Origin of the sequence: Pseudomonas sp. S11P7, from assembly GCF_023195435.1 — a bacterium.
Taxonomy (GTDB): Bacteria; Pseudomonadota; Gammaproteobacteria; order Pseudomonadales; family Pseudomonadaceae; genus Aquipseudomonas; species Aquipseudomonas fluorescens_G.
On the sequence record NZ_JALPKS020000002.1, the window covers coordinates 3414042 to 3438713 of the forward strand.

Here is a 24672-nt window from a genome sequence, read left to right on the forward strand (position 1 = left end):
CTCAGGTCGAGTTCGCCGCCGAAGACTTTGCCGTCCAGCGCCAGCGGGCTGCCCAGGGGCCGGCCAGGTTGACCTCTGCCCCGCCCGACTCGCTGGTCGGTACGAACAAGGCGTCGGCGCCGGCATCGAAGCTGCCGTCGAACTGGCCGAGGTAATTGAAGGTCAGGCGCGGTTGCGGCAAGGCTTGCAGCGCTTGTTGCACAGCGGCGTCGCCAAGGTGCGCAAGAGCACCGAAACCGATGCCTTTGTCGGGGATCGCGCGCAGCTGTTCCTTGATCTGTTTCAGCGAGGCGCCGAGGTCGGCAACCGGTGCCAGGCGTGCCGGGAACACGCTGGTGAACCAGCCGACGGTGCGGGTCAGGTCGACGTTGTCGAACAGGTCTTCGCGGCCATGGCCTTCCAGTTGCACCAGCACACTGTCTGCGCCGGTCCAGCGCACCATCACCCGTGCCAGTGCGGTCAGCAGCAAATCGTTGACTTGCGTGCGATAGGCCGCCGGCGCTTCCTGCAACAGCTGCCGGGTCAGGGTTTTGTCCAGCTGCGTACGGATCGATTGCGCCTGATCATGTCGCTGACCACCGTGCGGGTTGTCCCAGGGCAATTGACTCGGGGCCCCTTGCAGCTGTTGCTGCCAGAACCCCAGTTCGGTCTGCAACGACGCGCTCGCGGCGTAACCTTGCAGCGCCTCGGCCCAGGCCTTGACGGCACTGGTCCTGGCCGGCAACTGCACGGCCGCCCCGCTCAGAATCTGCCGATACGCGCTTTGCAGGTCTTCGAACAGAATCCGCCACGACACGCCATCCACCACCAGGTGGTGAATCACCAGCAACAGCCGTTGCGTGCCGTCAGCAAGATCTGCCAGCACCGCGCGAATCAGCGAGCCGTCATTCAGTTGCAAACTGCGCTGGGCCTGATTGCCCAGCACTTCAAGCGCCGCCAGATCAGCGACCTCGGCTTGCCACAGAACGGTTTCGCCCGCTTGCGTTGCGACATCGCGGTAGTGCGCCGACCAGCCTTGCGCCTGTTCGATGAAGTTCAGACGCAGGCTGTCGTGATGCGCCACCAGCGCATCCAGTGCCTGCTCCAGCGCCTGTGCGTCCAGCGCCTGCGCCGGTTTGAGCATCACCGACTGGTTCCAGTGATGACGATCCGGGATGGGCTGGGCGAAAAACCACTGATGGATCGGCAGCAGCGCCGTTGCGCCGGTCGCCGGTTGCTGATCGATCGGTTGCAGCGGTTCGCCACTTTGCACCACGGCGGCGAGCGCCTGAATGGTCTGGTGCTGGAACAGGTCTTTGGGGGTAAAGCGCAAACCGCCCTGCCGCGCACGGCTGACCACTTGAATCGAGATGATCGAATCGCCGCCCAGCTCGAAGAAGTTGTCGTTGCGCCCCACACGCTCAAGCTTCAGCACGTCCTGCCAAATGACCGCCAGTTGCTCCTCCAGAGCACCGTGCGGCGCAACGTAGAATTGCTGCAGCTGGCTGACATCCGGCTGGGGCAGGTTCTTGCGGTCAAGCTTGCCGTTGGGTGTCAGTGGCATGCGTTGCAGCCGCACGACGTAGGCCGGCACCATGTGCGCCGGCAGCGTTGCCTTGAGCTGTTCACGCAGCTGTTCGGTGAAATCCTCGCGCGGCGAGTCGCTGATCACATACGCGACCAGCCGTTTGCTGCCGGCGCTTTCCTGCGCCACGACCGCCGCTTCGCGCACGCCGTCGAGGGCTTGCAGACGCGCCTCGATTTCGCCCAGCTCGATGCGGAACCCGCGGATTTTTACCTGATTGTCGATACGCTGCAGATAGTCGAACGTACCGTCGGCGCGCTGGCGCACCAGGTCGCCGGTGCGATAGAGCACGCCACCGCGGCGGTTGAACGGGTCAGCGACAAACCGCTCGGCGGTCATTGCCGGGCGATTCAGATAACCCCGCGCCACACCGCTGCCGCCCAGATACAGCTCACCGGCCATGCCTTGCGGCAACAGGTTCAGATCGGCGTCCAGCACATAAGCGCTACGATCACCGATGCGACTGCCGATGGGCGCATACGCGGCACCACAGGACTCACCGCGAGCGGCCTTCCAGATCAGCGGCGTGACCACGGTTTCGGTGGGGCCATAACCGTTGATGATGAACTCGGGATTCAGCGCACGCTTGACCCGTTCGAAACTGGCATTGGCCACCGCATCACCGCCGAAGCAGTAGATGCGCACCTTCGGCGGATTGCCGACGCGCTCGGCGTGTTCCGCCAGTTGTTGCAAATACACCGGCGGGAACGCGACCACCGTCACGCCGTGTTCGATCATTGCGTTGTACGTCTGCTCCGGTGTCCACAGGCTGTCGTCGCGGATCAGCAGCGAGCCGCCGTGGGTCAGGCTGGTCAACCAGCGCTCGTGGGCACCGTCGAAGGCGAACGACATGAAATGCAATTCGCAATCGCTGGCGCGCATTTCGTAACGCTCACCGATTGCCAGGCAATGCATGGCCAGCGGGCCGTGGGTGACGCTGACGCCTTTCGGGTTGCCGGTGGAGCCCGAGGTATAGATCACGTAGGCGAGGTTGCACGGATCCAGCGTAACGCTCGGCGCCTGCGCCGGGTGCGCGCTGAGATCGAGGTGATCAAGTTCCAGCACGGTCAGTGTGTCAGCGATCGGCAATTGCGCCGTCACCCGCGAATCGCTCAGCAGCAGCGCCAGCCCTGAATCCTCCATCAGGTACGCCAGGCGCTCACGCGGGTAGCTGGTGTCCAGCGGCACGTAAGCGCCACCCGCCTTGAGCACCGCCAGCAGCGCGACGATCAAGCCTTCGCTGCGTGGCAGCGCGACACCGACACGCACTTCGGCGCGCACCCCACGCGCCACCAGTTCATGGGCGAGACGGTTGGCGCGGGCGTCGATGTCGCCATAGCTGAAATGCTGGCCGTTGAAGATCACTGCGGTGCGATCCGGCTGTTGCGCCGCCAGGCGCGCGTAGCGTTGATGTACGGCGAGATCGACCGGGTAAGCCTGCGTCTGGTTGGCAGATATCTGCCGCGCATGCTCATCTGCGCTGGCCAAGGCGATTTCACCGAGACGACGCTCGGCGGATTCGGCGAACTGCTCCAGCAAGTGCAGCAGTTGTGCGCTCAAGCGCTCAACCGTGGCGATGCTGAAATGCGCCTGATCGAAACTCATGTGCAGCGTCAGGGTTTCGCCCAGCGTCACGCCCACGGTCAGCGGGTAGTGCGTCTGGTCCTGGTTGCTCACTTCACCAAACACCACGCCTTGCGCGGTGCCGTGCTGCAGCGCGGCGGAAATCGGAAAGTTTTCGAACACCAGCAGCGTGTCGAACAGCGACTCACCGCCCTGCCCGGCCCAACGCTGAATGTTCGCCAGCGGCGTGTGTTCGAACTCGCGCAGGCTGAGGTTCTGCGCCTGCACCGCCGCCAGCCACGCAGCTACGCTTTGATCCGGGCGCGAACCGGCGATCACCGGCAAGGTGTTGATGAACAGGCCGACCTGCTGCTCGATGCCGACCAGCTCCGCCGGGCGCCCGGCCACGGTGGTGCCGAACGCCACGCACGCGCTGCCGGTGTAACGCTGCAACAGCAGCAGCCATGCGGCTTGCACCAAGGTGTTGGCAGTGACTTTCTGCTGCCGGGCGAATTCGTTCAGGCGTTGCGTACGTAGCGCCTCGAGCGAGTAATGCTGGAGCGCATGGCCGCGTTCGGCACGCACTTCACCCGCGCCCGCCGCCGCTTGCGCCAGCACGGTTGGCTCGTGCAAGTCGGCCAGTTGTGTGCGCCAGAACGCTTCGCTGACGGCGCCGTCCTGACGTTGCAGCCACTGAATGTAGTCGGCGTAGCGGCTCAGCGGACGCGGCGGTTGCTGCCCGGCATAGCGCTGCAGCACTTCGCCGAGCATCTGCGCGCTGCTCCAGCCGTCCATGAGGATGTGGTGATTGGTGAAGATCAAATGATGACGCTGATCGCTGACTTCAATCAGCGTGACACGCAGCAGTCCAGCCGCACTCAGATCGAAGCCCTGCGCCAGATCGGCAGCCGTGAAATCCTTGAGCGCCTGAGCGATGTCGGTGCGCGCGCGCCAGTCGAGCACGGTGTATGGCAATTCGAGACGGCGATGGATGATTTGCAGTTGTTCCGGCAATTCACCCTGCCAGAGAAAGCCGCTGCGCAGGATGTCGTGGGCGTCCAGGGTGGCTTGCCACGCGGCACGGAAACGCTCGGGGTCGAGGCCGTCGACGTCCACGCAGAGCTGGTTGATGTAGCTGCCAGTGCCCTGCTCGTACAACGTGTGGAACAGCATGCCCTGCTGCATCGGCGACAGCGGATAAATGTCTTCAATGCTGGCGGCCGGTACGGCAATCGCATCCAGTTGTGCCTGCGTGATCTGCGCCAGCGGGAAGTCCGAGGGCGTGACGCCCATGGTGTCCGGCAGGCAGCAATGGCTGATCAGCGCTTGCAGTTCAGCGCTGTAGGCGTCGGCCAGGCGGGCGATGGTCGCCTCGTTGAACTGTTCGCGGCTGAAGGTCCAGCGCAGGTCGAGTTCACCGTCGTAGACCTGGCCTTCGACGCCCAGCCAGTTATCCAGCGGTGCCTCAAGACTTTGCTCCGGCCCGGCGCGTTCGCCGGCCGGGCTGAACAGCGCCCCTTCTTGAGCGTCGAAACTGCCATCGAACTGGCCGAGATAATTGAAGGTGATGCGCGGCACCGGCAGCGCTTCGAGCGCGGCTCGCGCCGTGTCATCGCCGAGGTAACGCAACACACCAAAACCGATGCCTTTATTGGGGATCGCGCGCAGTTGCTCCTTGATCTGCTTGATCGCAGCCGGCAACGAATCAGCCGGGGTCAGGCGCACCGGGAACAGGCTGGTGAACCAGCCGACGGTGCGGGTCAGGTCGATGTCGTCGAACAGGTCTTCGCGACCGTGACCTTCCAGTTGAATCAGCGCGTCGGCGTGCCCGCTCCAGCGGCAGATCACCCGCGCCAGCGCCGTCAGCAACAGGTCATTGACCTGTGTGCGGTACGCCGCCGGCGCCTGTTGCAGCAGTTGCCGGGTGAGGGTTTTGTCGAGGCGGCTGTGCAGCACCTGCGCGTAGCGACTTTGCCGGCTGCCCTGCGGGTTGTCGCAGGGCAGATCCAGCGCGGCGCCGTCGAGTTGCTGCTGCCAGAAACCCAGCTCGGCGTGCACCGCGTCGGTCGCGGCATGGGTTTGCAGATGTTCGCCCCAGGCTTTGTACGAACTGGTTTTGGCCGGGAGTCTGATCGCCGCGCCTTGCAGCGTTTGCTGATAAGCCTGTTGCAAGTCTTCCAGCAGAATCCGCCACGACACACCGTCCACCGCCAGGTGATGCACGGCCAATAACAGACGCTGACTGCCATCGGCGACGGTCGCCAGCACCCCGCGCAGCAGCGGGCCGTTTTGCAGGTTCAGGCTTTGCTGGGCCTGGGCGTACAGCGCTTGCAGAGCGTCGGCGTCGAGACGGTCAGCGGTCCACAGCAGTTCAGGCTCAACCGCCACCGGTGCGACTTCCGCACGCCAGCCATCGGCATCCTCGACGAAGCGCGAACGCAACGCATCATGCTGCGCCAGCAAGGCATTCAGCGCCTGTGAGAGTGCGTCGGCATTCAGGGACTGGTGGCTGCGCAGCAGCACGGCCTGGTTCCAGTGATGGCGCTGGGGAATGTCTTCGGCGAAAAACGTCTGCTGGACCGGCAGCAACGGCAACACCCCGCTGACCGGGCCCTGATCGATATTCACACCCGCGTCGCCCTGCCGGGCAACGCTGGCCAGCCCTTGCACGGTCTGGTGCTGGAACAGGTCGCGCGGGCTGAAATGAATGCCGGCCTGACGCGAACGGCTGACCACTTGAATCGAGATGATCGAATCACCCCCCAGCTCGAAAAAGTTGTCGGTCAGACCGACCTGTTCGAGTTTGAGCACGTCCTGCCAGATGGCGGCGATTTTCTGCTCCAGTTCACTGCGCGGCGCGACAAACGCCTGCTGCATCTGGCTGGCGTCCGGCGCCGGTAGCGCCTTGCGATCGAGTTTGCCGTTGGGGCTCAGCGGCAGTGATTCGAGAAACAACAGCTGCGTCGGCACCATGTAGTCCGGCAGGCGGTTGTTGAGTTGCGCTTTGATCGCTTCCCGCGCGGCGCCTTGATCTTCGCTGGACGCCGCCGTCACGTCAGCGTCGGTCGGCACCACGTAGGCCACCAGTTGCAGACTGCTGGCGCCCTGCAGCGCCAGCACCACGGTTTCTTTCACGGCATCGAGTTCGAGCAGACGCGCTTCGACTTCGCCCAACTCGATACGAAAGCCACGGATTTTTACTTGATGATCAACGCGACCGACATATTCGATCTGGCCCAGGGCATTGAAACGCGCAAGGTCACCCGTGCGGTAAAGCCGTGCACCGGTGGTGGAAAATGGATCAGGAATAAAACGTTCTGCGGTCAGGTCCGCACGCTGGAAATAACCACGCGCCAGCAACTCACCGCCAATCAGCAACTCGCCGACCACGCCAATCGGCGTCGGCTGACCGTCAGCATCCAGCAGGTACGCATGCCGCCCCGGCAACGGCTGACCGATAGGCAGGGTCAGCGGCAATGGCTGAAGACCGGAAAGGTAATCGCAGCAGTCGAGGGTGGTCGCGGTGACCGTGGCTTCGGTCGGGCCGTAAGTGTTGAGCAACCTGACGTGCTCCAGACCGGCCTCGCGCCAGGCCTGCACACCTTCTGGCGGCATCGCCTCACCACCGCTGTGTACCTGACGCAGCCCGGCGTAATCACGCGGGCCGGCGGCGGCGAACTCCTTGGCGATCATGTTCCAGTAAGCGGTGGTCAAGTCCATGACCGTGATGCCGTGCTCGACGATGTTGCGATACAGGGTTTCGCTGTCCCAGACTTCGTTGCCGCGTAACACGACCGCGGCGCCGCAGGTCAGGGGCCAAACAGTTGCTCGCCAAAGGCATCGAAGTTGAACGTGGCAAATTGCAGAGCGCGATCGGCGGCGTTCAAACCGTAGTAATGCTGCGAAGCGAAGGCATGTTTGCTCAACGCGCCGTGGCTGATGCCGACGCCTTTGGGGCGGCCGGTGGACCCGGAAGTGAACATCACATACGCGAGGTTATCCGCCCACACCGTGCGTTGCGGATTGCTGTCGTCGCTGCACGCCCAGGCCTCGGCCTGATCGAGGCACAGGCTGCGCACGTTGTGCGGCACCGGCAGACGCTCAAGCAGATGGCTTTGGCTCAGCAGCAAGCGACTGCCGCTGTCTTCGATCATGCACAGCAGGCGCTCGCGCGGGTATTGCGGATCGAGGGGCACGTACGCGCCGCCAGCCTTGAGGACGGCGAGAATAGCCGCGATCAGCTCCATTCCCCGATCCAGCGCAACGCCGACCAGCACTTCCGGCCCCACGCCCTGCGCCACAAGCGTTCGAGCCAGACGATTGGCGCGGGCATTGAGCTGTGCGTAAGTCTGCTGCTGGCCGTCGAAAATCAGCGCGATGGCGTTCGGCGTCTGCGCGGCCTGCGCTTCGAACAGCTCATGCACCGCACGCGCGCTGGGCCAGACGGCGTCGTGGCGGCCCCAGTCCTGAGTCAGTTGCTCGAGTTCCTGCGCCTGCAGCAAAGCGATCTCGCCGACGCGCTGCTGCGGATCGTTGACGATGCTGTGCAGTAAATGTGTCCAGTGCCGCGCCATGCGTTCGATGGTGGCGCCGTCGAACAGGTCGCTGGCGTAGGTGAAGGCCGCATGCAACTGGCCGGCCTTTTCGTAGGTGTCCAGGCTCAGGTCGAACTGAGTGCTGCGGCTTTCCCACTCGATCACACCGAGTTCCAGACCGCTGCCAACCTTGAGCGACGTGACGTCAGCGACTTCCGGCTGATGGTTGTACATCACCTGGAACAGCGGGTTGTAACTCAGGCTGCGCTCCAGTTTCAGCGCTTCAACCAGACGTTCGAACGGCAGATCCTGATGCGCCTGTGCACCGAGCGCGGTTTCCTTGATTGCGCCGAGCAGGTCCGTAAATGACGTCTGAGCGTCGAGCTGCACGCGCAGCACCTGGGTGTTGACGAAGAAGCCGATCAGCCCTTCGATCTCGCGACGGTTGCGGTTGGCGATCGGCACACCGACGCGCAGGTCGGTCTGCCCGGTGTAACGGTGCAACAGAACATTGAAGGCGCCGAGCAGCAGCATGAACAGCGTGACGCCATGCTGGCGTGCCACGCCGCGCAGTTGCTCGACCAGTGCTGCGTCCACCACGCGCTCGTGGCGCCGCCCGCGATGGCTCGGCAACACCGGGCGCGGTCGGTCGAGCGGCAATTCCAGTACCGGATGCTCGTCGCCCATTTGGGCCAGCCAGTAATCGAGCTGACGCTGTTGCTCGCCAGCCTCCAGCCAGCGCCGTTGCCACAGCGCGTAATCGCTGTACTGCACCGGCATCGGCGGCAATTCGGCCTCTTGCCGCTGATCGTGGGCGTCGTAGAAGCGGCAGAACTCGTCGATCAACACGTTCATCGACCAGCCATCGGAAACGATGTGGTGCAGGGTCAGCAGCAGCACGTGTTCCTCTTCGGCCAGCTGCAGCAAGCGCACGCGCAGCAGTGGCCCGTTGGCCAGATCGAACGGCAACAGCGACTGCTCTTCAGCCGCCGCCGCGACGCGCAGTTCGCGCTCGGCAGCCGGCAAGGTGTTGAGGTCGATGCGCTGGATATCCAGCGGTTGTTGCAGTGGCACTTGCAGCAGGCTGTCGTCGGGCTGCTGTTGAAAGACTGTGCGCAGGGTTTCGTGGCGTTCGATCAGGCTGGCAAACGCCTGCTCCAGCGCCGGTTGATTCAGGCGCCCGCTCAGACGCACCGCGGCCGGCAGGTTGTACGCGCCGCTCTGCGGATCCAGATGCCAGAGAAACCACATGCGTTGCTGGGCATAGGACAGCGCTTGCCGATCCTCGGCCTCGACGCCGGCCGGGATCGGAAACCGGGAGAAATCCACCCCTTCCCTCTGCAAAGCCGCGAGGAACATCTGGCGCTTTTCCAGGGGCAACCCGATAAACCGGCGAGCAAGTTTCAAGGAGTCTTCAGCATTCATTTCTCAGCATCCGGATCAGTAGGCAGGAAGCACAAAGGCACGTCATGCCTGTAAAACGAATGCAGACCGGAAAAATTAGCGAATGCGAACAACTGTCAGACGAGACTACCGAGGGCTTTTGCGGACACACACAACCCCTGTGGGAGCGAGCCTGCTCGCGAAAGCGGTGGATCAGGCGACATCAATATCGACTGATTCGACGCCTTCGCGAGCAGGCTCGCTCCCACAGGGTTTTTGGTGCTGATCAGGCGGTTGCGGCGACGGCGTGGCGGCGGTGATGCCTTTCCAGCTGATCCTTGATCACCTTGAGCACTTTGGCTTCGTGTTCATGAATGAAGAAGTGCCCGCCGGCGAGCATGTCCACGGAAAAGCTGCCACGGGTTTCCTGGCTCCAGCCGATCAACTGCTCGGTGGTGGCGCGGTCGGCCTTGCCGCCGAGCACGTGCACCGGGCAATTGAGCAGTGGGCGCTGCACCGGCTCGAATTTGCCGCACAGCAGAAAGTCGGCGCGCAGGATCGGCAGGGTCAGGCTCATCAGTTCTTCGTTGGCCAACACTTCTTCGCTGGTGCCATTGAGCGTGCGCAGTTGCTCGATCAGTTCAGCATCGGTTTTCGGTTCGGCAAAGCCGCGATCGTAATCGGCACGCAGGGTCGGCGCCGCTGTGCCCGAAGCGAACAGCGCCAGCGGTTCCGGGCAGCCCAGCGCGGGCAAGGCATGGGCCATCTCGCAGGCCAGCAAGGCGCCCAGGCTATGGCCGAACAGCGCATAGGGCGCTTCAAGTGTCGGGCGCAATTCCTTGGCCAACTGCATCGCCAAGGCACGCATATCGGTCTGGAGGGGCTCGTCAAATCGTGCGCCGCGCCCCGGCAGTTCCACCGGCCTGAGCTGCAGCCATTGCGGCAACTTCGGCCGCCAGCGGCTGTAGACCATGGCGCTGGCGCCGGAGTATGGCAGGCACAGCAGGGTCAACTGAGTCACCACGCTTTCCTCGAAAAAATCATCTTGAGAGAGAAACGGATGCCCTGCCGGGCAAATTAGTCGCCGACCAGTAAATTGCCCAAACGCATGCTCGTTAACTGTTCAGGCCAAAACCAATAACGAGGGATCACCGTGGACCTGCAGAGCATTCTCGGCAAACTGTTCGCCAATGCCGGCGCTGTCGGCATCGAAGGCGTGTTTCAATTCGTGTTCGGTCCGCAGCAGGCCTACTGGTCCGAGGTCAAGGCCAGCAGTCGCACCGAGGCTGGCCTCCACGCCAGCCCGGATGTGACCATCGAAGTCGCGGAACAGGATTTTCTCGGGATCATGGGCGGCATGGCCAACGTCGAAGAGCTGTTCGCCAGCGGCCGCCTGAAGATCGGCGGCAACATGGGCCTGGCGACCCTGTTGCCGCAGATCATCGATCACGCTCGCCACGGTGGCGGTGCGGCCTTTGAAAAAGTCGATATGAACAAGCGCTACCCGACCCCGCCGCGCTTCAGCGAACAACTGACCGCCAGCCTGCCGACCCAGCTCAGCGTTCAACGCCGTACGCGCGACGAACTCCCGGTGAGTGAATTCAAGCGCCACTACTTACCGCACGGCATTCCCGTGGTGATCAGCAATGCCCTGCACGACTGGCCGTTGTTCAAGCTCAGCCGCGAAGAGTCGCTGGTGCATTTCGCCGAGCTGCAAGGCATCACCCGCCATGGCGATTACGTGAAGAAGACGTTCTCCACCGAACGGGATTTTCGCTCGACCTCGATGGCCGAGTTCATCGCCTCGCTGGACCACCCGGCGGCGAAAAGCGCAGATGGCGAGCCGCCTGCCTACATGGGCAACAACATTCTCCCGGCGCAACTGCTGCAACAGATCAAATACCCGCCCTACTTCGATGCCTCGCAGTTCATACCGCCGCGCATCTGGATCGGGCCCAAGGGCACGCTGACCCCGCTGCACCGCGACGACACCGATAATCTGTTCGCGCAGGTCTGGGGGCAGAAGACCTTCACCCTCGCCGCGCCGCATCACCGCGAGGCACTGGGCACGTGGTCAACGGCACCGGAGGGTGGCCTGGACGGTTGTGATTTCAATCCGGACGCACCGGACTACCAGCGCTTTCCCAAAGCACGTGACGTGCCGTTTCTGCGGGTGACGCTGGAGGCTGGAGATCTGCTGTTTCTGCCGGAGGGCTGGTTCCACCAGGTGGAGTCGGTATCGACATCGCTGTCGGTGAATTTCTGGGTGAATTCGGGACGGGGCTGGTAACAAGCCCCCTGCAGGAGTGAGCCTGCTCGCGATAGCGGTCTTTCATTCACAATCATATTGACTGACACACCGCTTTCGCGAGCAGGCTCACGCCTACAGAAAGCGATCTATTTCAAATGGCGGAAGCTCTGCACCGCAGCGCCGAGCACCACCGCCCCTGCAGCAATCGCCAGCCAGAAACCACTGCGCGCACCCAACGCATCGACCAATGCGCCGGAGCCCGCCGCACCGATCGCCACGCCAATGCTCAAACCGGTGACCAGCCAGGTCAGGCCTTCGGTCAATCTGGCCGGCGGCACGATGCGCTCAATCAAGGCCATGGCCACGATCAGCGTCGGCGAAAAGAACAACCCGGCAACGAACATTGCCACCGACAACCCGATAATGTTGCTCGCCAGCAACAACGGTAACGTGGTCACCGCCGTCGCCACCCCGCCGTACAAGAACAAGCGCGGCAATGGCAGTTTCGAACGCATCGCGCCGAAGGCGATCCCTGCCAGACACGAGCCAATCGCATACACCGACAAGACGATGCTCGCCGCCGCCGGTTGCCCCTGGTGTTGCGCGAACGCGACGCTGACCACATCGACTACACCGACGATCACCCCCATGGCGATCATCAGCGCCAGCAACAGTTGCACGTCGGTCGAGGCGATGATCGAGCCGTGATGCTCAGCCGTATGCGGATGCACCGGCGGCTCGGTGCTGCGTTGGGCGACAAACGCGGTCACACCAATGGCCAGCGCCAGCAGCGCCGCCAACGGTCCGGCCTCGGGGAACACCGCCACGCACAGGCCCACCGACAACGGCGGGCCGACGATAAAGCACACCTCATCGAGCACCGACTCCAGCGCATAGGCGGTCTGCAATTGCGGCTGACCGCGATAGATTTCGGTCCAGCGCGCCCGCACCATCGCCGACATGCTCGGCATGCAGCCGGCCAGCGCGGCAAACACGAACAACGTCCAGCTCGGTGCCTGCAACCGCGTGCACAGCAACAACAGCAACAGCGCCCCGCCGCCGATCAGCGCCGACAACGGCAGAATCCGCCCCTGACCGAAACGGTCAACCAGCCGCGATACCTGCGGTGCACAAAACGCCGTGGCCAGGGCAAACGTCGCCGCCACGCCGCCGGCCAGCGCATAGCCGCCCTTGAGTTGCGAAAGCATGGTGATCAGGCCGATACCGGTCATCGAGATCGGCATGCGCGCGATCATTCCGGCCAGGACAAAGTTTCGCGCGCCGGGAGCGTTGAACAATTCGCGGTAAGGATTCGCCATCGGTTGCAGCCTCATCAAGGGCCGACACGTTGCCATAGGCTCGCGGCGCGGGGGAAGCGCGCAATTGTTGGTGGAATGTGAAAGGCCGCTCTCACCTTGGACTTGCGGTGTACACCAACCCTGTGGGAGCAAGCCTGCTCGCGAAGACGCCAGCAAAACCACCTCGACCTTTGCGCCAAATGAACTCTGGCGCCACACCACCAGTCAGCTAGGTAAGCCCTCACTCAAGGCGCAACGTTCCATGCAGATTTCCCTCGCCCGACAAGTCGCGATTGTCACCGGTGCCAGCTCCGGCATCGGCCACGCCTGTGCCAAAGCCCTCGCCGCAGCCGGCGCCGCGGTGGTCATCAACTACAACAGCAACGCCGAACCCGCTGAAAAACTCGCCCGGCAGATCATCGCCGACGGCGGCCAGGCGCTGGCCATCGGCGCCGATGTGTCGAAGGAGGATGAGGTCGAACGGCTGTTCAGCGAAACCCTCGACGCCTTCGGTACGCTGGACATTCTGCTGGCCAATTCCGGGCTGCAAAAGGATGCGCCAGCGGTAGACATGACTCTGGATGACTGGAACACGGTGATCGGCGTCAACCTCACCGGCCAGTTCCTCTGTGCCCGCGCCGCCCTGCGGATTTTCAATCGCCAGGGCATTCGCGAAGGCGTGTCACGCGCCGCCGGCAAGATCATTCACATGAGTTCGGTGCATCAGCGCATTCCCTGGGCCGGACACGTCAATTACGCCGCCTCCAAGGGGGTGTCGACCAGTTGATGCAGACCCTCGCCCAAGAAGTCAGCCATCAGCGCATTCGTATCAACGGCATCGCGCCGGGAGCGATTCGCACGGCGATCAACGCCAAAGCCACCGCTGACGACGCTGCAGACAAACTTCTTGAACTGATCCCCTACGGCCGGATTGGCGATGTCGAAGATGTCGCCAACGCCGTGGTGTTTCTCGCCTCGGATGCCTCCGATTACATCGTTGGCACCACCCTGTTCATCGACGGCGGCATGAGCCTCTATCCGGAGTTTCGCGGCAATGGCTGAGCATCCTCTGGAACGACAAAGCGCCATCGATGCCCACGGCATCATCGGCGACATGCGCAGCGCGGCGCTGATCAACGACCGCGGCAGCGTGGATTTTTTTGCTGGCCGGAGTTCGACAGCCCGTCGATTTTCTGTTCATTGCTCGGCACGCCCGACGCCGGCATCTTCCAGCTCGCGCCGGACCTGCCGGACGCTCGCCGTGAGCAGATTTACCTGCCCGACACCAACGTCCTGCAAACCCGCTGGCTGAGCGAACGCGCCGTGGTGGAAATCACCGACCTGCTGCCGGTGGCCGACAACCCGGACGACTTGTCCGTATTGCTGCGCCGGGTGCGGGTGGTCAGCGGTGAGGCCACGTTTCATATGCGCTGCGCCGTGCGCCACGACTATGCCCGCGCCGACACCCGTGCGCACATGGACGGGCAAACCGTGGTGTTCAGCGCCGAGGGGCAGCCGTCACTGCGCCTGGCCGCCGATCAGTCACTGAGCGTCGACACAGATGCGGCGGTCGCCACCTTCACCCTGACCCACCAGCAAAGTGCCGAATTCATTCTCGGCGCCGAGGACGATCCGCGCTTTCAGGAGGGCGCGGCGCAGTTGTGTGTGCAGCGCACCTTGCAGTTCTGGCGCGGCTGGATCGGCCAGTCCAACTACCGCGGGCGCTGGCGCGAAATGGTCAACCGCTCGGCCCTCGCACTCAAGCTGCTGACTTCCCGTCGCCACGGCGCGATCCTCGCCGCCGCGACGTTCGGCCTGCCGGAATCACGCGGCGGCGAGCGCAACTGGGACTACCGCTATACGTGGATCCGCGACGCCTCGTTCACCGTGTACGCGTTCATGCGTCTGGGCTTTGTCGACGAAGCCAACCACTACATGCAATGGCTGCGCGGACGCGTCAGCGATTGCTGCGGCAAGCCGATGAAGCTGAACATCCTCTACGCCATCGACGGCCAACAGGAGTTACCCGAGACCGAACTCTCGCACCTTTCCGGACACGGCGGTGCACAGCCGGTGCGGATCGGCAATCAGGCTTACGATCAGATCCAGCTCGACATCTTTGGCGAGCTGATGGACGCCGTGTATCTGGTCAACAAATACGGCGATGCGATTTCCCACGAAGGCTGGAAACACGTCTGCGAAGTGGTCGGTCAGGTCTGTGAGACCTGGCAGACCAAAGACGTCGGCATCTGGGAAATGCGCGGTGAGCAGCATCATTTTCTGCACTCGCGGCTGATGTGCTGGGTTGCCCTGGACCGGGCCATCCGCCTGGCGTCGAAACGCTCGCTGCCCGCGCCTTTCACTCAATGGGATCAGACCCGGCAAGCGATCTACGCCGACATCTGGGACAACTTCTGGGACGACGAACGCGGGCATTTCGTGCAGTACAAGGGCGGCACCGCGCTCGACGGCTCGATGCTGCTGATGCCGCTGGTGCGGTTTGTCAGCGCCAAAGACCCGCGCTGGTTGTCGACCCTTGAAGCGATCGAGAAGAGCCTGGTGCGCGACGGCATGGTCTATCGCTATCGCAACGACGACGACAACATCGATGGTTTGACCGGCACCGAAGGCGCGTTCGCGGCGTGCTCGTTCTGGTACGTCGAATGCCTGGCCCGCGCCGGTCAGGTGGAAAAAGCCCATCTGGAGTTCGAACAACTGTTGCGTTACGCCAACCCGCTGGGCCTCTACGCCGAAGAATTCGACAGCCACGGCCGACATTTGGGCAACACACCGCAAGCGCTGACCCACCTGGCGTTGATCAGCGCAGCGAGCTTTCTCGATCGCAAACTGAGCGGAGAAAAGAGCAGCTGGCAGCCGTAACCCGCCGATTATTCGCCAGAGTCCGTCAGACGAATCGCAGGTTAAACGCGTTTTGTCGAAGTCCGTCCTACACTCGATCAACATATGCAAGCGCCCCCAGTCACCGCTGCCGCCCGCAGCGGTTACTTCCAGCGACAGTTTGTGTAAAACCACGGCGTATGAAACCCGACAAATCGCTGGCAAAGCTGCCTCGGTAACTTGCACTTACACCCCGAAATACCTTGTTGCCAGCCGTCACATCCGCCCCTAACATCCAGCGCAACGGGCACAGCGGAGCTGTCCAACAAAACCCGAATTCAAGGAAGCAGAATGTCCCGACACATCCAGCGCAGCATCGACTCCCCTCTTCGCACCGGTCTGACCCGCGGCCAGCTCTGGGAAGACTCTGACCAGGGCCTGATCAAATGCTGGGAAGTCGGCCGCCAGCGCGCCGCACGCTTTCCCGAACTGGCTCAACGCTGCGTGGCCGGTGAACTGCCGGTCCTCGGCTGGAAGGGTGGCGTCAGTCGCAGCCTGAAGAAAAACGAAAAATACGGCTCGCTGAAATATCTGGCGCAGTGGCAAGGGCTGCGCGGCGAGGATCTGGACATTGATTTGAGCGTCGAGCGCTCGCTGACGTGCTCGCGAACGAAAATGAAGGTGACGTTCACGCCGGAGCGGGCGAAGTATTTCAATCAGGTGGCGGAAGTCGAGGCTTAGCGCCTGGCGTCTCGTCGGTTGAGTTGAGCCGGGCTGTCTGATCGCGAGTCCAGAGCTCTTGAATGCGATTCAAACGGAGTGGTTAATCATGATCGAGACCGTGCTTACCCCAACCCTGACCATCGCCTACGAACAGCATGGCCCGGAAAACGGCGCCGCAGTGATTCTGCTCCACGGCTTTCCCTATTCGCCGCGCGCCTTCGACGACGTCGCCCCGGCGCTTGCCGCACACGGCTACCGCGTGATCGTGCCGTACTTGCGCGGCTATGGGCCGACCCGCTTCAACAGTGAGCAGACGCTGCGCTCAGGCCAGCAAGCCGCGATCGCGCAGGACTTGCTCGATCTGATGGACGCGCTGGGCATCGATCAGGCAACGCTTGGCGGTTATGACTGGGGCGGTCGGGCGGCGTGCATTGTCGCGGCGCTCTATCCAGCACGGGTGCGCGGATTGGTCAGTGGCGACGGCTACCTCGTGCAGGACATCGCCCATTCGAATCAGCCGCTGGATCCCGAAGACGAGCATCGGCTCTGGTATCAGTACTACTTCCACACGCCGCGTGGCGCCGAGGGGCTGAGGCAAAACCGTCGGCAGTTGTGCCAGTTGCTCTGGCGGCTGTGGTCGCCGACGTGGTCGAGAAGGGAGGAGCGCTACCCGCTGACCGCGACGGCTTTTGATAATCCTGATTTTGTCGACGTGGCGATTCATTCCTACCGGCATCGCTTCGGCTACGCTTCGGGCGATCCGGCACTGGAGTGGATGGAAGAGGCGCTTGCGAAACAACCGATGATCAGCATTCCGACCATTTCGCTGTGCGGCGCCGACGATGGCGTTGGCCCGCCTGCGGTTATTGATGCGGATGCCGAACATTTCAGCGGCTTTTATGAGCGGCGGATTTTGGCCGGGGTCGGCCACAACATTCCCGAGGAAGCGCCGCAGCAAATCCTCAAGGCATTGCTGGATCTGCTGCAGCGCTGAGCGAAAACCGCTCGCGATAAGCCTGCGGCGTCACCCCGATGGCGCGCAGGAAACTGCGCCGTAGCGTCTCCTCACTGCCAAATCCGCAATGGGCGGCGATGCGTTTCACCGGCAAAGCGCTGTCGCTGAGCAGCCGTCGCGCGGTTTCGACGCGGATCAGTTCGATGGCGCGGGCCGGGGTCTGGCCAGTGTCGGCGCGGTAGTGGCGCACGAAGCTGCGTTCGCTCATGCCGGCCTGTTCGGCGAGGGTCGGGATGCCGAGGTCGCAGGTCAGGTTTTCGGCGATCCAGGCGTGCAGTTCGTCGAAACGGTTGCCCTGATTTTGCAACGACAGCGTCACGCTGAATTGTGATTGACCGCCGGGACGCTTGAGGAACACCACCAAATGCCGTGCGACATCGAGGGCGATGTCTCGGCCAAGGTCTTCTTCGACCATCGCCAAGGCCAGGTCGATGCCGGCGGTGACGCCCGCCGAGGTCCAGACCGGGCCGTCATTGATGAAGATCGGGTTGGCTTCGACGTGCAGATTCGGGTGCTGCTGCGCCAGTTGCTCGCAGCGCGTCCAGTGGGTTACCACGCGGCGGCCATCGAGCCAGCCGCTGGCAGCGAGGAGAAACGCGCCGGTGCACACCGAGGCCACGCGCCGGCAATGATTACCGTGCTGGCGCACCCAATCGACCAGCTGCAGATCTTCAGCGGCGGGATAAATGCCCCAGCCTCCGGCAATGATCAAAGTATCGCTGGGCTCGCTCGGCAAGGGTTCGGCCAACACCGCCAAACCCGCCGACGACATCACCGCCCCGCCGCCGCTGGCAATCACCGTTGGCGCATAGGGCACCGGCATCCCGCGCTGGCGAGCCAGATCGTTCGCCGAGGCGAACACCTGCAACGGCCCGGTGACGTCGAGGATCTGCATGTTGGCAAACGCGAGAACATGAATGGCTTTAGGCATATTGGCGTAATTCGTGGGGTGATTGGCGTATGCGCCAGAACCTACGCGCCTACAGTGAAGCCGTCCAGCCCTATCATGAGAGTAAGCACGATGACTTTGCAGATCGGTTTTCTGTTGTTTCCCCAGGTTCAGCAACTCGACCTGACTGGCCCTTATGACGTACTCGCCTCGCTGCCGGGGGTGCAGGTGCATCTGGTCTGGAAGGATTTGATGCCGGTCACCGCCAGCACCGGCCTGCTGCTGAAACCGACCACCACGTTCGAGGACTGCCCGGATCTGGATGTGATCTGCGTGCCCGGCGGTGGCGGCGTCGGGCCGCTGATGGAAGATGAGCAAACCCTGAATTTCATCAAACGCCAGGCAGCGCAGGCGCGTTACGTGACCTCCGTTTGCACCGGTTCGCTGGTGCTCGGCGCGGCGGGTCTGCTGCAAGGCAAACGTGCGACCACCCACTGGGCGTATCACGATCTGCTGCCGACGCTGGGCGCGATTGCGGTGAAGGATCGGGTGGTGCGCGACGGCAATCTGTTTACCGGTGGCGGGATTACCGCCGGGATCGATTTTGCCTTGGTACTGGCGGCGGAACTGGTGGGTGCGGATACCGCGCAACTGGTGCAGTTGCAGCTGGAATATGCGCCGGCGCCACCGTTCAACGCGGGCAGCCCGGACAGTGCGCCGAGTGCAGTTGTCGATGAAGCCCGCCTGCGCGCCGCGCCTTCGTTGAAGTTGCGTACGGAGATTACCGAGCGCGCCGCGGCCAGGCTCAACATGCGCTAGATTCCGTTGGATACAAAACCTGTGGGAGCTGGCTTGCCAGCGATAGCAATGGTCCAGTCGATGAAATGTCGGCTGGACGGCTTAATCGCTGGCAAGCCAGCTCCCACAGGGAATCCGGCCATGCTCAGGTTTGCTATCTGTCCCGTTTTACGGCCACACCTTCACTTGTCCCCTCCCCCGCCCGTGTAGAAAGCCCTTCGACAAAACTCGCACAAGGATTTTTCGATGAAGGCTCTGCCATGGCTCTATCTTGCGCTACTCAGCCTCGGTTATGGATGGGCACTGAGCCACGGTCAGCTCGGCTGGCTGGCACTGATCTCAGTGGCGCTGCTGGTATTCGCCGGGTTCGCGGTTCGCCAGCAACAGGTACCGGTCGCACGTTTTCTTGGCCATGGCTTGTTTATCGTATTGGCCCTCGCGCTGGCGCTGCACTGGCTACCGGGCTTCGCCAACGGACGGGTCATTGACCCCCAGCGTTTCACCGACAACGCCGTGCCCTTCTCGATGTACCTGAATCTGGACAAACCGCTGGCGGGCTTCTGGCTATTGCTGGTATGCCCATGGATTGTCGGTCGCCGTTCATTGCGCCTTAGCGTGTACGCCACAGCCCTCGCACTGACGCTCTGCGCCGTTCTTGCCCTCGGAGGCGCGCTGTTGCTCGGCATCATCGCCTGGGCACCGAAGTGGCCGGATCAAGCCTGGCTGTGGGTGCTGAACAATCTGTTGCTGGTGACGCTGGTCGAGGAAGCGTTGTTTCGCGGCTATATACAGGGCGGCCTCAGCCGTCGCTTGCAACACCTGCCTTACGGCGAAAACCTCGCGCTGCTGCTGGCCTCGCTGCTGTTTGGCCTGGCGCATGTCGGTGCCGGCTGGACCTGGGTGTTACTGGCAGGGCTGGCGGGGGTCGGCTATGGTCTGGCCTACCGTTTCGGCGGTCTTGGCGCGGCGATCGCCACGCATTTCGGCCTGAACCTGCTGCACTTCGGCCTGTTCACCTATCCGATGCTGGCCAGTTGACGCAAGCGCCGTTTTGCGACGGCGTACTTAAATCTGAAAAAAAACTTCAATAAAAACCTGTCAGCGCCGACAACCTTTCAAAGCCTTGCGGATTGAACAACATGCGTAATAACCAGCCCATCACACAACGCGAACGGACTTTTCCGGCACAGCAACGGTTGATTTCCACAACCGACGCCAAGGGCGTGATCACCTACTGCAACGACGCTTTCGTCGAGATCAGCGGGTTTTCGCGTGAGGAGCTGATCCGTGCACCGCACAATCTGGTCCGTCACCCTGACGTGCCGTCGGCGGTGTTTTCGCACATGTGGGGCACACTGAAACAAGGCTTGCCATGGATGGGCATTGTCAAGAATCGCTGCAAATCCGGTGACCATTATTGGGTGAATGCCTACGTCACACCGGTGTTTGATGGCAGCCAGGTGATCGGTTACGAGTCGGTGCGCGTCAAGCCCACCGCCGAACAGATCCGCCGTGCCGAAGCGCTCTACCAACGCATCAACCAGGGCAAGTCGGCCATTCCATCCACCGATAAATGGCTGCCGATCCTGCAGGACTGGCTGCCGTTCATTCTGGTCAGCCAGTTGAGCTTCATGATCGGCGCGACCCTGACCTCACAGTGGGGCTTCGCCCTCGCCGCCGCGCTGTCGGTGCCGCTGGGCCTGATGGGCCTGCAATGGCAGCAACGCGGGCTCAAGCGCCTGCTGCGCCTGGCCGAGCAGACCACTTCCGACCCGCTGATCGCGCAGATGTACACCGACAGTCGCGGTGCGCAGGCGCGTCTGGAAATGTCGATCCTCAGCCAGGAAGCGCGCCTGAAAACCTGCCTGACCCGTCTGCAGGACACCGCCGAACACTTGACCGACCAGGCCAAGCAGTCCGACGCCCTGGCGCACAACAGCTCGACCGGTCTGGAACGCCAGCGTGTGGAAACCGAACAGGTCGCCACCGCCGTCAACCAAATGGCCGCCACCACCCAGGAAGTCGCCAGCCACGTACAACGCACCGCTGACGCCACCCAGGAAGCCAACCGCCTCACCGGCCGCGGCCGCGACATCGCCGGCGAAACCCGCGAAGCCATCCAGCGCCTGTCGGTGGTCGTCGGCGAAACCGGCCTGACCGTGACGCAACTGGCCAAAGACAGCGACGAAATCGGCGGCGTGGTCGACGTGATCAAAGGCATCGCCGACCAGACCAACCTGCTCGCCCTCAACGCCGCCATTGAAGCGGCGCGTGCCGGCGAGATGGGTCGTGGTTTTGCCGTAGTGGCTGACGAAGTCCGTCAACTGGCGCAACGCACCAGCGAATCCACCGGGCAGATTCATGCGCTGATCGCTAAGCTGCAGCAGACCGCCTCCAGCGCCGTACAAACCATGGAAGCCGGGCACCGCCAGGCCGAAGAAGGCGTGGCGCGGGTGCTGGAAGCGGATCAGGCACTGGTCGGCATCAGCGAAGCAGTGGCCAACATCACCGACATGACCACGCAGATCGCTGCGGCAACCGAAGAGCAAAGTGCGGTGGCTGAAGAGATCAGCCGCAACATCAGCAACATCTCGGAACTGGCGGACCAGACCTCGGAACAAGCGCATAACTCGGCGTTGCTGAGTGAAGAGCTGACGAAGACGGCGAATACGCAGTACTCGTTGGTGGAGCGGTTTAACCGCTGATGGGTAGGCTGGAATCAAAAAACCCGGACGGCGTGAGCTTCCGGGTTTTTTTTGATCTGGGATTTTTGGTCGCCGGCAGATCGTCATCGCGAACAGGCGAAGGCCTACATTGGATCTGCGGTGATCACAGGTTTATGTACCCGGTCACGATCCCTTGTAGGAGCGAGCCTGCTCGCGAAGAGGCCTTCTCTGCCGACGACGATCTCACTCAAGCAATGCCGACACTGCCTACAACTCGCCCAGAATGCGCCGACTGGTGCTCGTTGAGGCAAGGTTCTATCGTTTGCCGGTCAAAACTTATTCACATAAGCTGGTCAGCATGAATACACATCCTTCGGAGGCTCCGATGGCCACCACTCGAAAAACCGACAAACCCAGCAAAAAGGCAGTCCGTGAAGAACTGACATTCCTTGATGTTCGGCAAGCCGCGCGTGATGGGCAGAAAGTGTTCGATAAATTTGTGATCACTGGCAGGCTACCTATTACAAAGTAGGCCTGGATGCCAGCCATCAAAATTTCTGCACTTTTTGAACGAATCAATAACTGGCAAAACTTCGCTGCACACTTCTACAACTACAAACTCTGCGATGAATTGCCTGCCATTTTCGGGCGCGATGAGCGTCTCGATCTGAGCGACATGCATCATATTCATCTTGCCAGTACACAGGCACAGCAGGCTCGATGGGCAAAAATCAATCGTCAGTATTACCGGACAGCATTGCGTGACGATGCTGACAATGACTTTTGGTTGATCTATGCGTATGACGCCTTTCGCGATGAGTATTTACTACTGACAATCACCGGCCCGGATGCGCATAACCGAAAAGAGTGGGGATCTTTTTTGCGCAGCGTGCATTGCGATATCGTTGAGCCTTGGACACTGGGCAGGGTTATTTTTCCTGATGTGGATAATCTGTAAGCGGTCAATGCCGAAAGCAAGCGAGATTTACAGCTCTGACGGCGTGATCGCCACAGGTTAGTACTCCTTGGTGGAGCGGTTTAACCGCTGATTGGTAGGCTGGAATCAAAAAACCCGGACGGCGTGAGCTTCCGGGTTTTTTGTTGCGTCATGGAAATTACCCAAACAGCGGTTCGGTTTGAGTCGAGGCTGCGTATGAAGAGCTCAGCCACCATTGCGCAGCATTCACCCGCCCCAGGTATGTGAAACTCGTACTAACTTCTCTAAAAGATTTGCGCTGGATAATCGAGAATATTTACGGAGCCCACAAAACATCGCGACTGTCTACTGTCAGGTTTGACAGTAGACAGTCAACTTTCATGGGCATATCTATAGATTGTCAAAACAGACAACTGGCGATGATTCTCACGATATGAACAAGGAGCTAAAGATGTCCGCACAAGCTATTTTCATCCCGAAAAAAGATTTCATTCAGAAACAGGAAAACGTCCTTGCCTGGCAATTTGATACCGGTGATGAAACGATAGCCACAAGTACTGTCTTTTATCTACACCATTTTATTCCGACCGGCGAAAAAAGCTGGTCAATATCAGGGTCGACGGGAACGCTGGAGGGCGAAAACCTCTTCCTCTACCTTTTCTCGATCCCCTACACCAATGACGCTCCGTTCAATAAAACCTATACGCTAAAAGATGGGCTAACGTTCAAGCATGGTCACTCATCGCCTGGACCGTCTGGATATTATGGAATTACTTATGTGGATGCTGATGAAGCCACACTCAGTATCGACCTCCATCCCACCAAGGGGACTGCTGTAGGTAAATTCGAAGCAACATTCAAAAGTCATGGTTACCGCCCCCAGCCGGAAGGAACTTTCAACTTGCTCAGAGATGATTTGTAATCTGCTACGTTAGCGCCTCGACTAAAAAGATAGCTCACTCCATAACAGTGCAACGCTTTCGCCAGCAGGCTCGCTCAAACTGTGGAATCCCGCAGGATCACACACTTGGACGAATACGAAGGAGGGTTCCATCATGAGCAATAAGACAATTTTTATTCCGAATAAAAAGAATATTAAGCACACTACCGATGACTTTCATTGGAATTACGGATCAGAGTTAATCAACGCTCAAAACTGCTCGTTTTTCCACGATATCTTTCCACCCACGGGTGAAGAACACTGGGTCTTTGCCGGTTCGACCGGGAGCGCTGAGAAAGGGAACTGGTTTGCTTTTCAGTTAAGCGTGCCTTACCGCGACCAAGACTTGATGGAGTACACCTACAAACTGAATGATGGCCTAGGTATGCACTGTAGCCATCTTCATTCAATCCCGGCGCCACCGGGATACACGGGATTCACATCTGTCGATGCCGACGATGCGGAACTTACCATCAGACTGGATCGTAAAGTGGGTACCGTCACCGGCGAATTCAGCGCGAAATTCCTGTCCGGTCGTTATCGTTTAAATCCGCATGGAAACTTCAAACTGACACGAAACGCACCCCACAAGGGTCATGACTATCATTCATCCACACCAAGATAATCGCGCAGGGGCTCCTCCCTCAAAAAACGCCTTCTTTACTCGCGGCAATTTCATTCAGCAAAGTCGGCAATGCCTGCAACCACGGCAGATCGCGTCGACGATCGCTCGTCGACGCCGGTTATTTGATGAAGCCCGGACAGCGGAAGCTTCCGGGCTCTTTGCGCCGCTGAACTGTACATCGCCGAAACTGACGATTAGTCAGGCAACTTCAGCTTATCCAACAGTCGATTGACCAACAGCTCGTTCAGCATGATCACCTGTTGCAGCGCCAGCAGCGGTTTACGCTCCGGGCCGCCTATGGAGTGGGCGATGTTGCCGGCCATGGCATGAGCATATGAAAGCGACGCGCTCGCCTCCACCAGCAGGGTTTCGTCATCCAGCGTCGGGTCGACGAGATAGACCGGGCGATTTTTTGGCGAGGTTGGCGCGGCCGCCAGGTCTTCGGGCTTGAGATAGTAATCGAGCGCGCGGTCGGTGGCTTCTTTGACCTTTTGCGGGGTCAGCGCCGGGTCGTGGGGATTTGGTCGGTGACGGGTGGGTTGGGTGTGATTTTGAACATAGATAAAGCTCCGTATCGAGACATAGGAGCCATCACCCTCGCTACCAAACGGCGGGTGGCGGCCATGCGCGGGTTGGTAGACCGGTCG

Annotated in this window: 14 protein-coding genes and 3 pseudogenes; 11 read left to right on the forward strand and 6 right to left on the reverse strand. The window is 61.3% G+C overall.

Annotated elements, in window-relative coordinates:
- Position 1: 1 nt before the first annotated feature.
- From M0746_RS29510 to M0746_RS15695, 3 genes are all read right to left on the reverse strand, one after another.
- Entirely contained in the window at positions 2–6919 is a 6918-nt protein-coding gene (locus M0746_RS29510; protein ID WP_446731334.1) for an amino acid adenylation domain-containing protein, read from the reverse strand.
- 17 nt (positions 6920–6936) lie between these two features.
- Positions 6937–9087, reverse strand: a complete 2151-nt coding sequence (locus M0746_RS29515; RefSeq protein WP_446731335.1) for a condensation domain-containing protein — start codon at positions 9085–9087, stop codon at positions 6937–6939.
- Between the two features lie 244 nt (positions 9088–9331).
- Positions 9332–10069, reverse strand: coding sequence for a thioesterase II family protein (locus M0746_RS15695; protein ID WP_258449839.1), 738 nt, complete (start codon positions 10067–10069; stop codon positions 9332–9334).
- A 129-nt stretch (positions 10070–10198) separates the two neighbouring features.
- Between M0746_RS15695 and M0746_RS15700 the strand changes: the two genes are divergently transcribed.
- A complete protein-coding gene (locus tag M0746_RS15700; RefSeq protein ID WP_258449840.1) occupies positions 10199–11335 on the forward strand; it encodes a cupin-like domain-containing protein in 1137 nt (378 codons plus the stop codon).
- Between the two features lie 107 nt (positions 11336–11442).
- Here M0746_RS15700 and M0746_RS15705 read toward each other — a convergent pair whose 3' ends face one another.
- Positions 11443–12615 carry an MFS transporter gene (locus M0746_RS15705; RefSeq protein ID WP_258449841.1) on the reverse strand — a complete coding sequence of 391 codons (1173 nt, stop codon included), beginning with the start codon at positions 12613–12615 and terminating at the stop codon, positions 11443–11445.
- A gap of 241 nt (positions 12616–12856) precedes the next feature.
- Between M0746_RS15705 and M0746_RS15710 the strand changes: the two are divergent.
- From M0746_RS15710 to M0746_RS15725, 4 genes and pseudogenes are all read left to right on the forward strand, one after another.
- Positions 12857–13656: pseudogene (locus M0746_RS15710) on the forward strand (SDR family oxidoreductase).
- Positions 13649–15474, forward strand: a pseudogene (locus M0746_RS15715) (glycoside hydrolase family 15 protein). The pseudogenes M0746_RS15710 and M0746_RS15715 overlap by 8 nt, the downstream one beginning before the upstream one ends.
- 309 nt (positions 15475–15783) lie before the next feature.
- Positions 15784–16173, forward strand: a complete 390-nt coding sequence (locus M0746_RS15720; protein ID WP_258449843.1) for a hypothetical protein — start codon at positions 15784–15786, stop codon at positions 16171–16173.
- An 88-nt stretch (positions 16174–16261) separates the two neighbouring features.
- On the forward strand, positions 16262–17149 hold the full coding sequence (locus M0746_RS15725) for an alpha/beta fold hydrolase (protein ID WP_258449844.1): 888 nt from the start codon (positions 16262–16264) through the stop codon (positions 17147–17149).
- On the opposite strand, the gene M0746_RS15730 is transcribed toward M0746_RS15725, so the two are convergent.
- Positions 17118–18101 (reverse strand): GlxA family transcriptional regulator, encoded by a 984-nt coding sequence (locus M0746_RS15730; protein WP_258449845.1) that lies wholly within the window; start codon positions 18099–18101, stop codon positions 17118–17120. The genes M0746_RS15725 and M0746_RS15730 overlap by 32 nt on opposite strands.
- A 90-nt stretch (positions 18102–18191) precedes the next feature.
- Between M0746_RS15730 and inhA the strand changes: the two genes are divergently transcribed.
- The 6 genes from inhA (at position 18192) to M0746_RS15760 (ending at position 24025) form a co-directional block, all read left to right on the forward strand.
- A complete protein-coding gene (gene inhA / locus M0746_RS15735; RefSeq protein ID WP_258449846.1) occupies positions 18192–18878 on the forward strand; it encodes an isonitrile hydratase in 687 nt (228 codons plus the stop codon).
- Between the two features lie 225 nt (positions 18879–19103).
- Positions 19104–19895, forward strand: coding sequence for a CPBP family intramembrane glutamic endopeptidase (locus M0746_RS15740; RefSeq protein ID WP_258449847.1), 792 nt, complete (start codon positions 19104–19106; stop codon positions 19893–19895).
- Between the two features lie 101 nt (positions 19896–19996).
- Entirely contained in the window at positions 19997–21562 is a 1566-nt protein-coding gene (locus M0746_RS15745; RefSeq protein ID WP_090282598.1) for a methyl-accepting chemotaxis protein, read from the forward strand.
- Positions 21563–22061: 499 nt separating this feature from the next.
- Complete coding sequence (locus M0746_RS15750; protein WP_258449848.1) at positions 22062–22481, forward strand: type II toxin-antitoxin system YafO family toxin; 420 nt, start codon at positions 22062–22064, stop codon at positions 22479–22481.
- 430 nt (positions 22482–22911) lie between these two features.
- Positions 22912–23382 carry a hypothetical protein gene (locus M0746_RS15755; RefSeq protein ID WP_258449849.1) on the forward strand — a complete coding sequence of 157 codons (471 nt, stop codon included), beginning with the start codon at positions 22912–22914 and terminating at the stop codon, positions 23380–23382.
- 133 nt (positions 23383–23515) lie between these two features.
- The gene (locus M0746_RS15760) at positions 23516–24025 is read left to right on the forward strand and encodes a hypothetical protein (RefSeq protein ID WP_258449850.1); all 510 of its coding nucleotides are present in this window, start codon (positions 23516–23518) and stop codon (positions 24023–24025) included.
- Between the two features lie 194 nt (positions 24026–24219).
- On the opposite strand, the pseudogene M0746_RS15765 reads toward M0746_RS15760, so the two are convergent.
- Positions 24220–24584, reverse strand: a pseudogene (locus M0746_RS15765) (DUF6124 family protein).
- Positions 24585–24672: the final 88 nt, after the last annotated feature.

Excerpts from the sequence above, each read along its gene's own strand:
- M0746_RS29515 (WP_446731335.1), bottom strand. The coding sequence starts at position 9,087 with ATGAATGCTGAAGACTCCTTGAAACTTGCTCGCCGGTTTATCGGGTTG.
- M0746_RS15705 (WP_258449841.1), bottom strand. The coding sequence starts at position 12,615 with ATGGCGAATCCTTACCGCGAATTGTTCAACGCTCCCGGCGCGCGAAAC.
- M0746_RS15720 (WP_258449843.1), top strand. The coding sequence starts at position 15,784 with ATGTCCCGACACATCCAGCGCAGCATCGACTCCCCTCTTCGCACCGGT.
- M0746_RS15725 (WP_258449844.1), top strand. The coding sequence starts at position 16,262 with ATGATCGAGACCGTGCTTACCCCAACCCTGACCATCGCCTACGAACAG.
- M0746_RS15730 (WP_258449845.1), bottom strand. The coding sequence starts at position 18,101 with ATGCCTAAAGCCATTCATGTTCTCGCGTTTGCCAACATGCAGATCCTC.
- inhA (WP_258449846.1), top strand. The coding sequence starts at position 18,192 with ATGACTTTGCAGATCGGTTTTCTGTTGTTTCCCCAGGTTCAGCAACTC.
- M0746_RS15740 (WP_258449847.1), top strand. The coding sequence starts at position 19,104 with ATGAAGGCTCTGCCATGGCTCTATCTTGCGCTACTCAGCCTCGGTTAT.
- M0746_RS15745 (WP_090282598.1), top strand. The coding sequence starts at position 19,997 with ATGCGTAATAACCAGCCCATCACACAACGCGAACGGACTTTTCCGGCA.
- M0746_RS15750 (WP_258449848.1), top strand. The coding sequence starts at position 22,062 with ATGCCAGCCATCAAAATTTCTGCACTTTTTGAACGAATCAATAACTGG.
- M0746_RS15755 (WP_258449849.1), top strand. The coding sequence starts at position 22,912 with ATGTCCGCACAAGCTATTTTCATCCCGAAAAAAGATTTCATTCAGAAA.
- M0746_RS15760 (WP_258449850.1), top strand. The coding sequence starts at position 23,516 with ATGAGCAATAAGACAATTTTTATTCCGAATAAAAAGAATATTAAGCAC.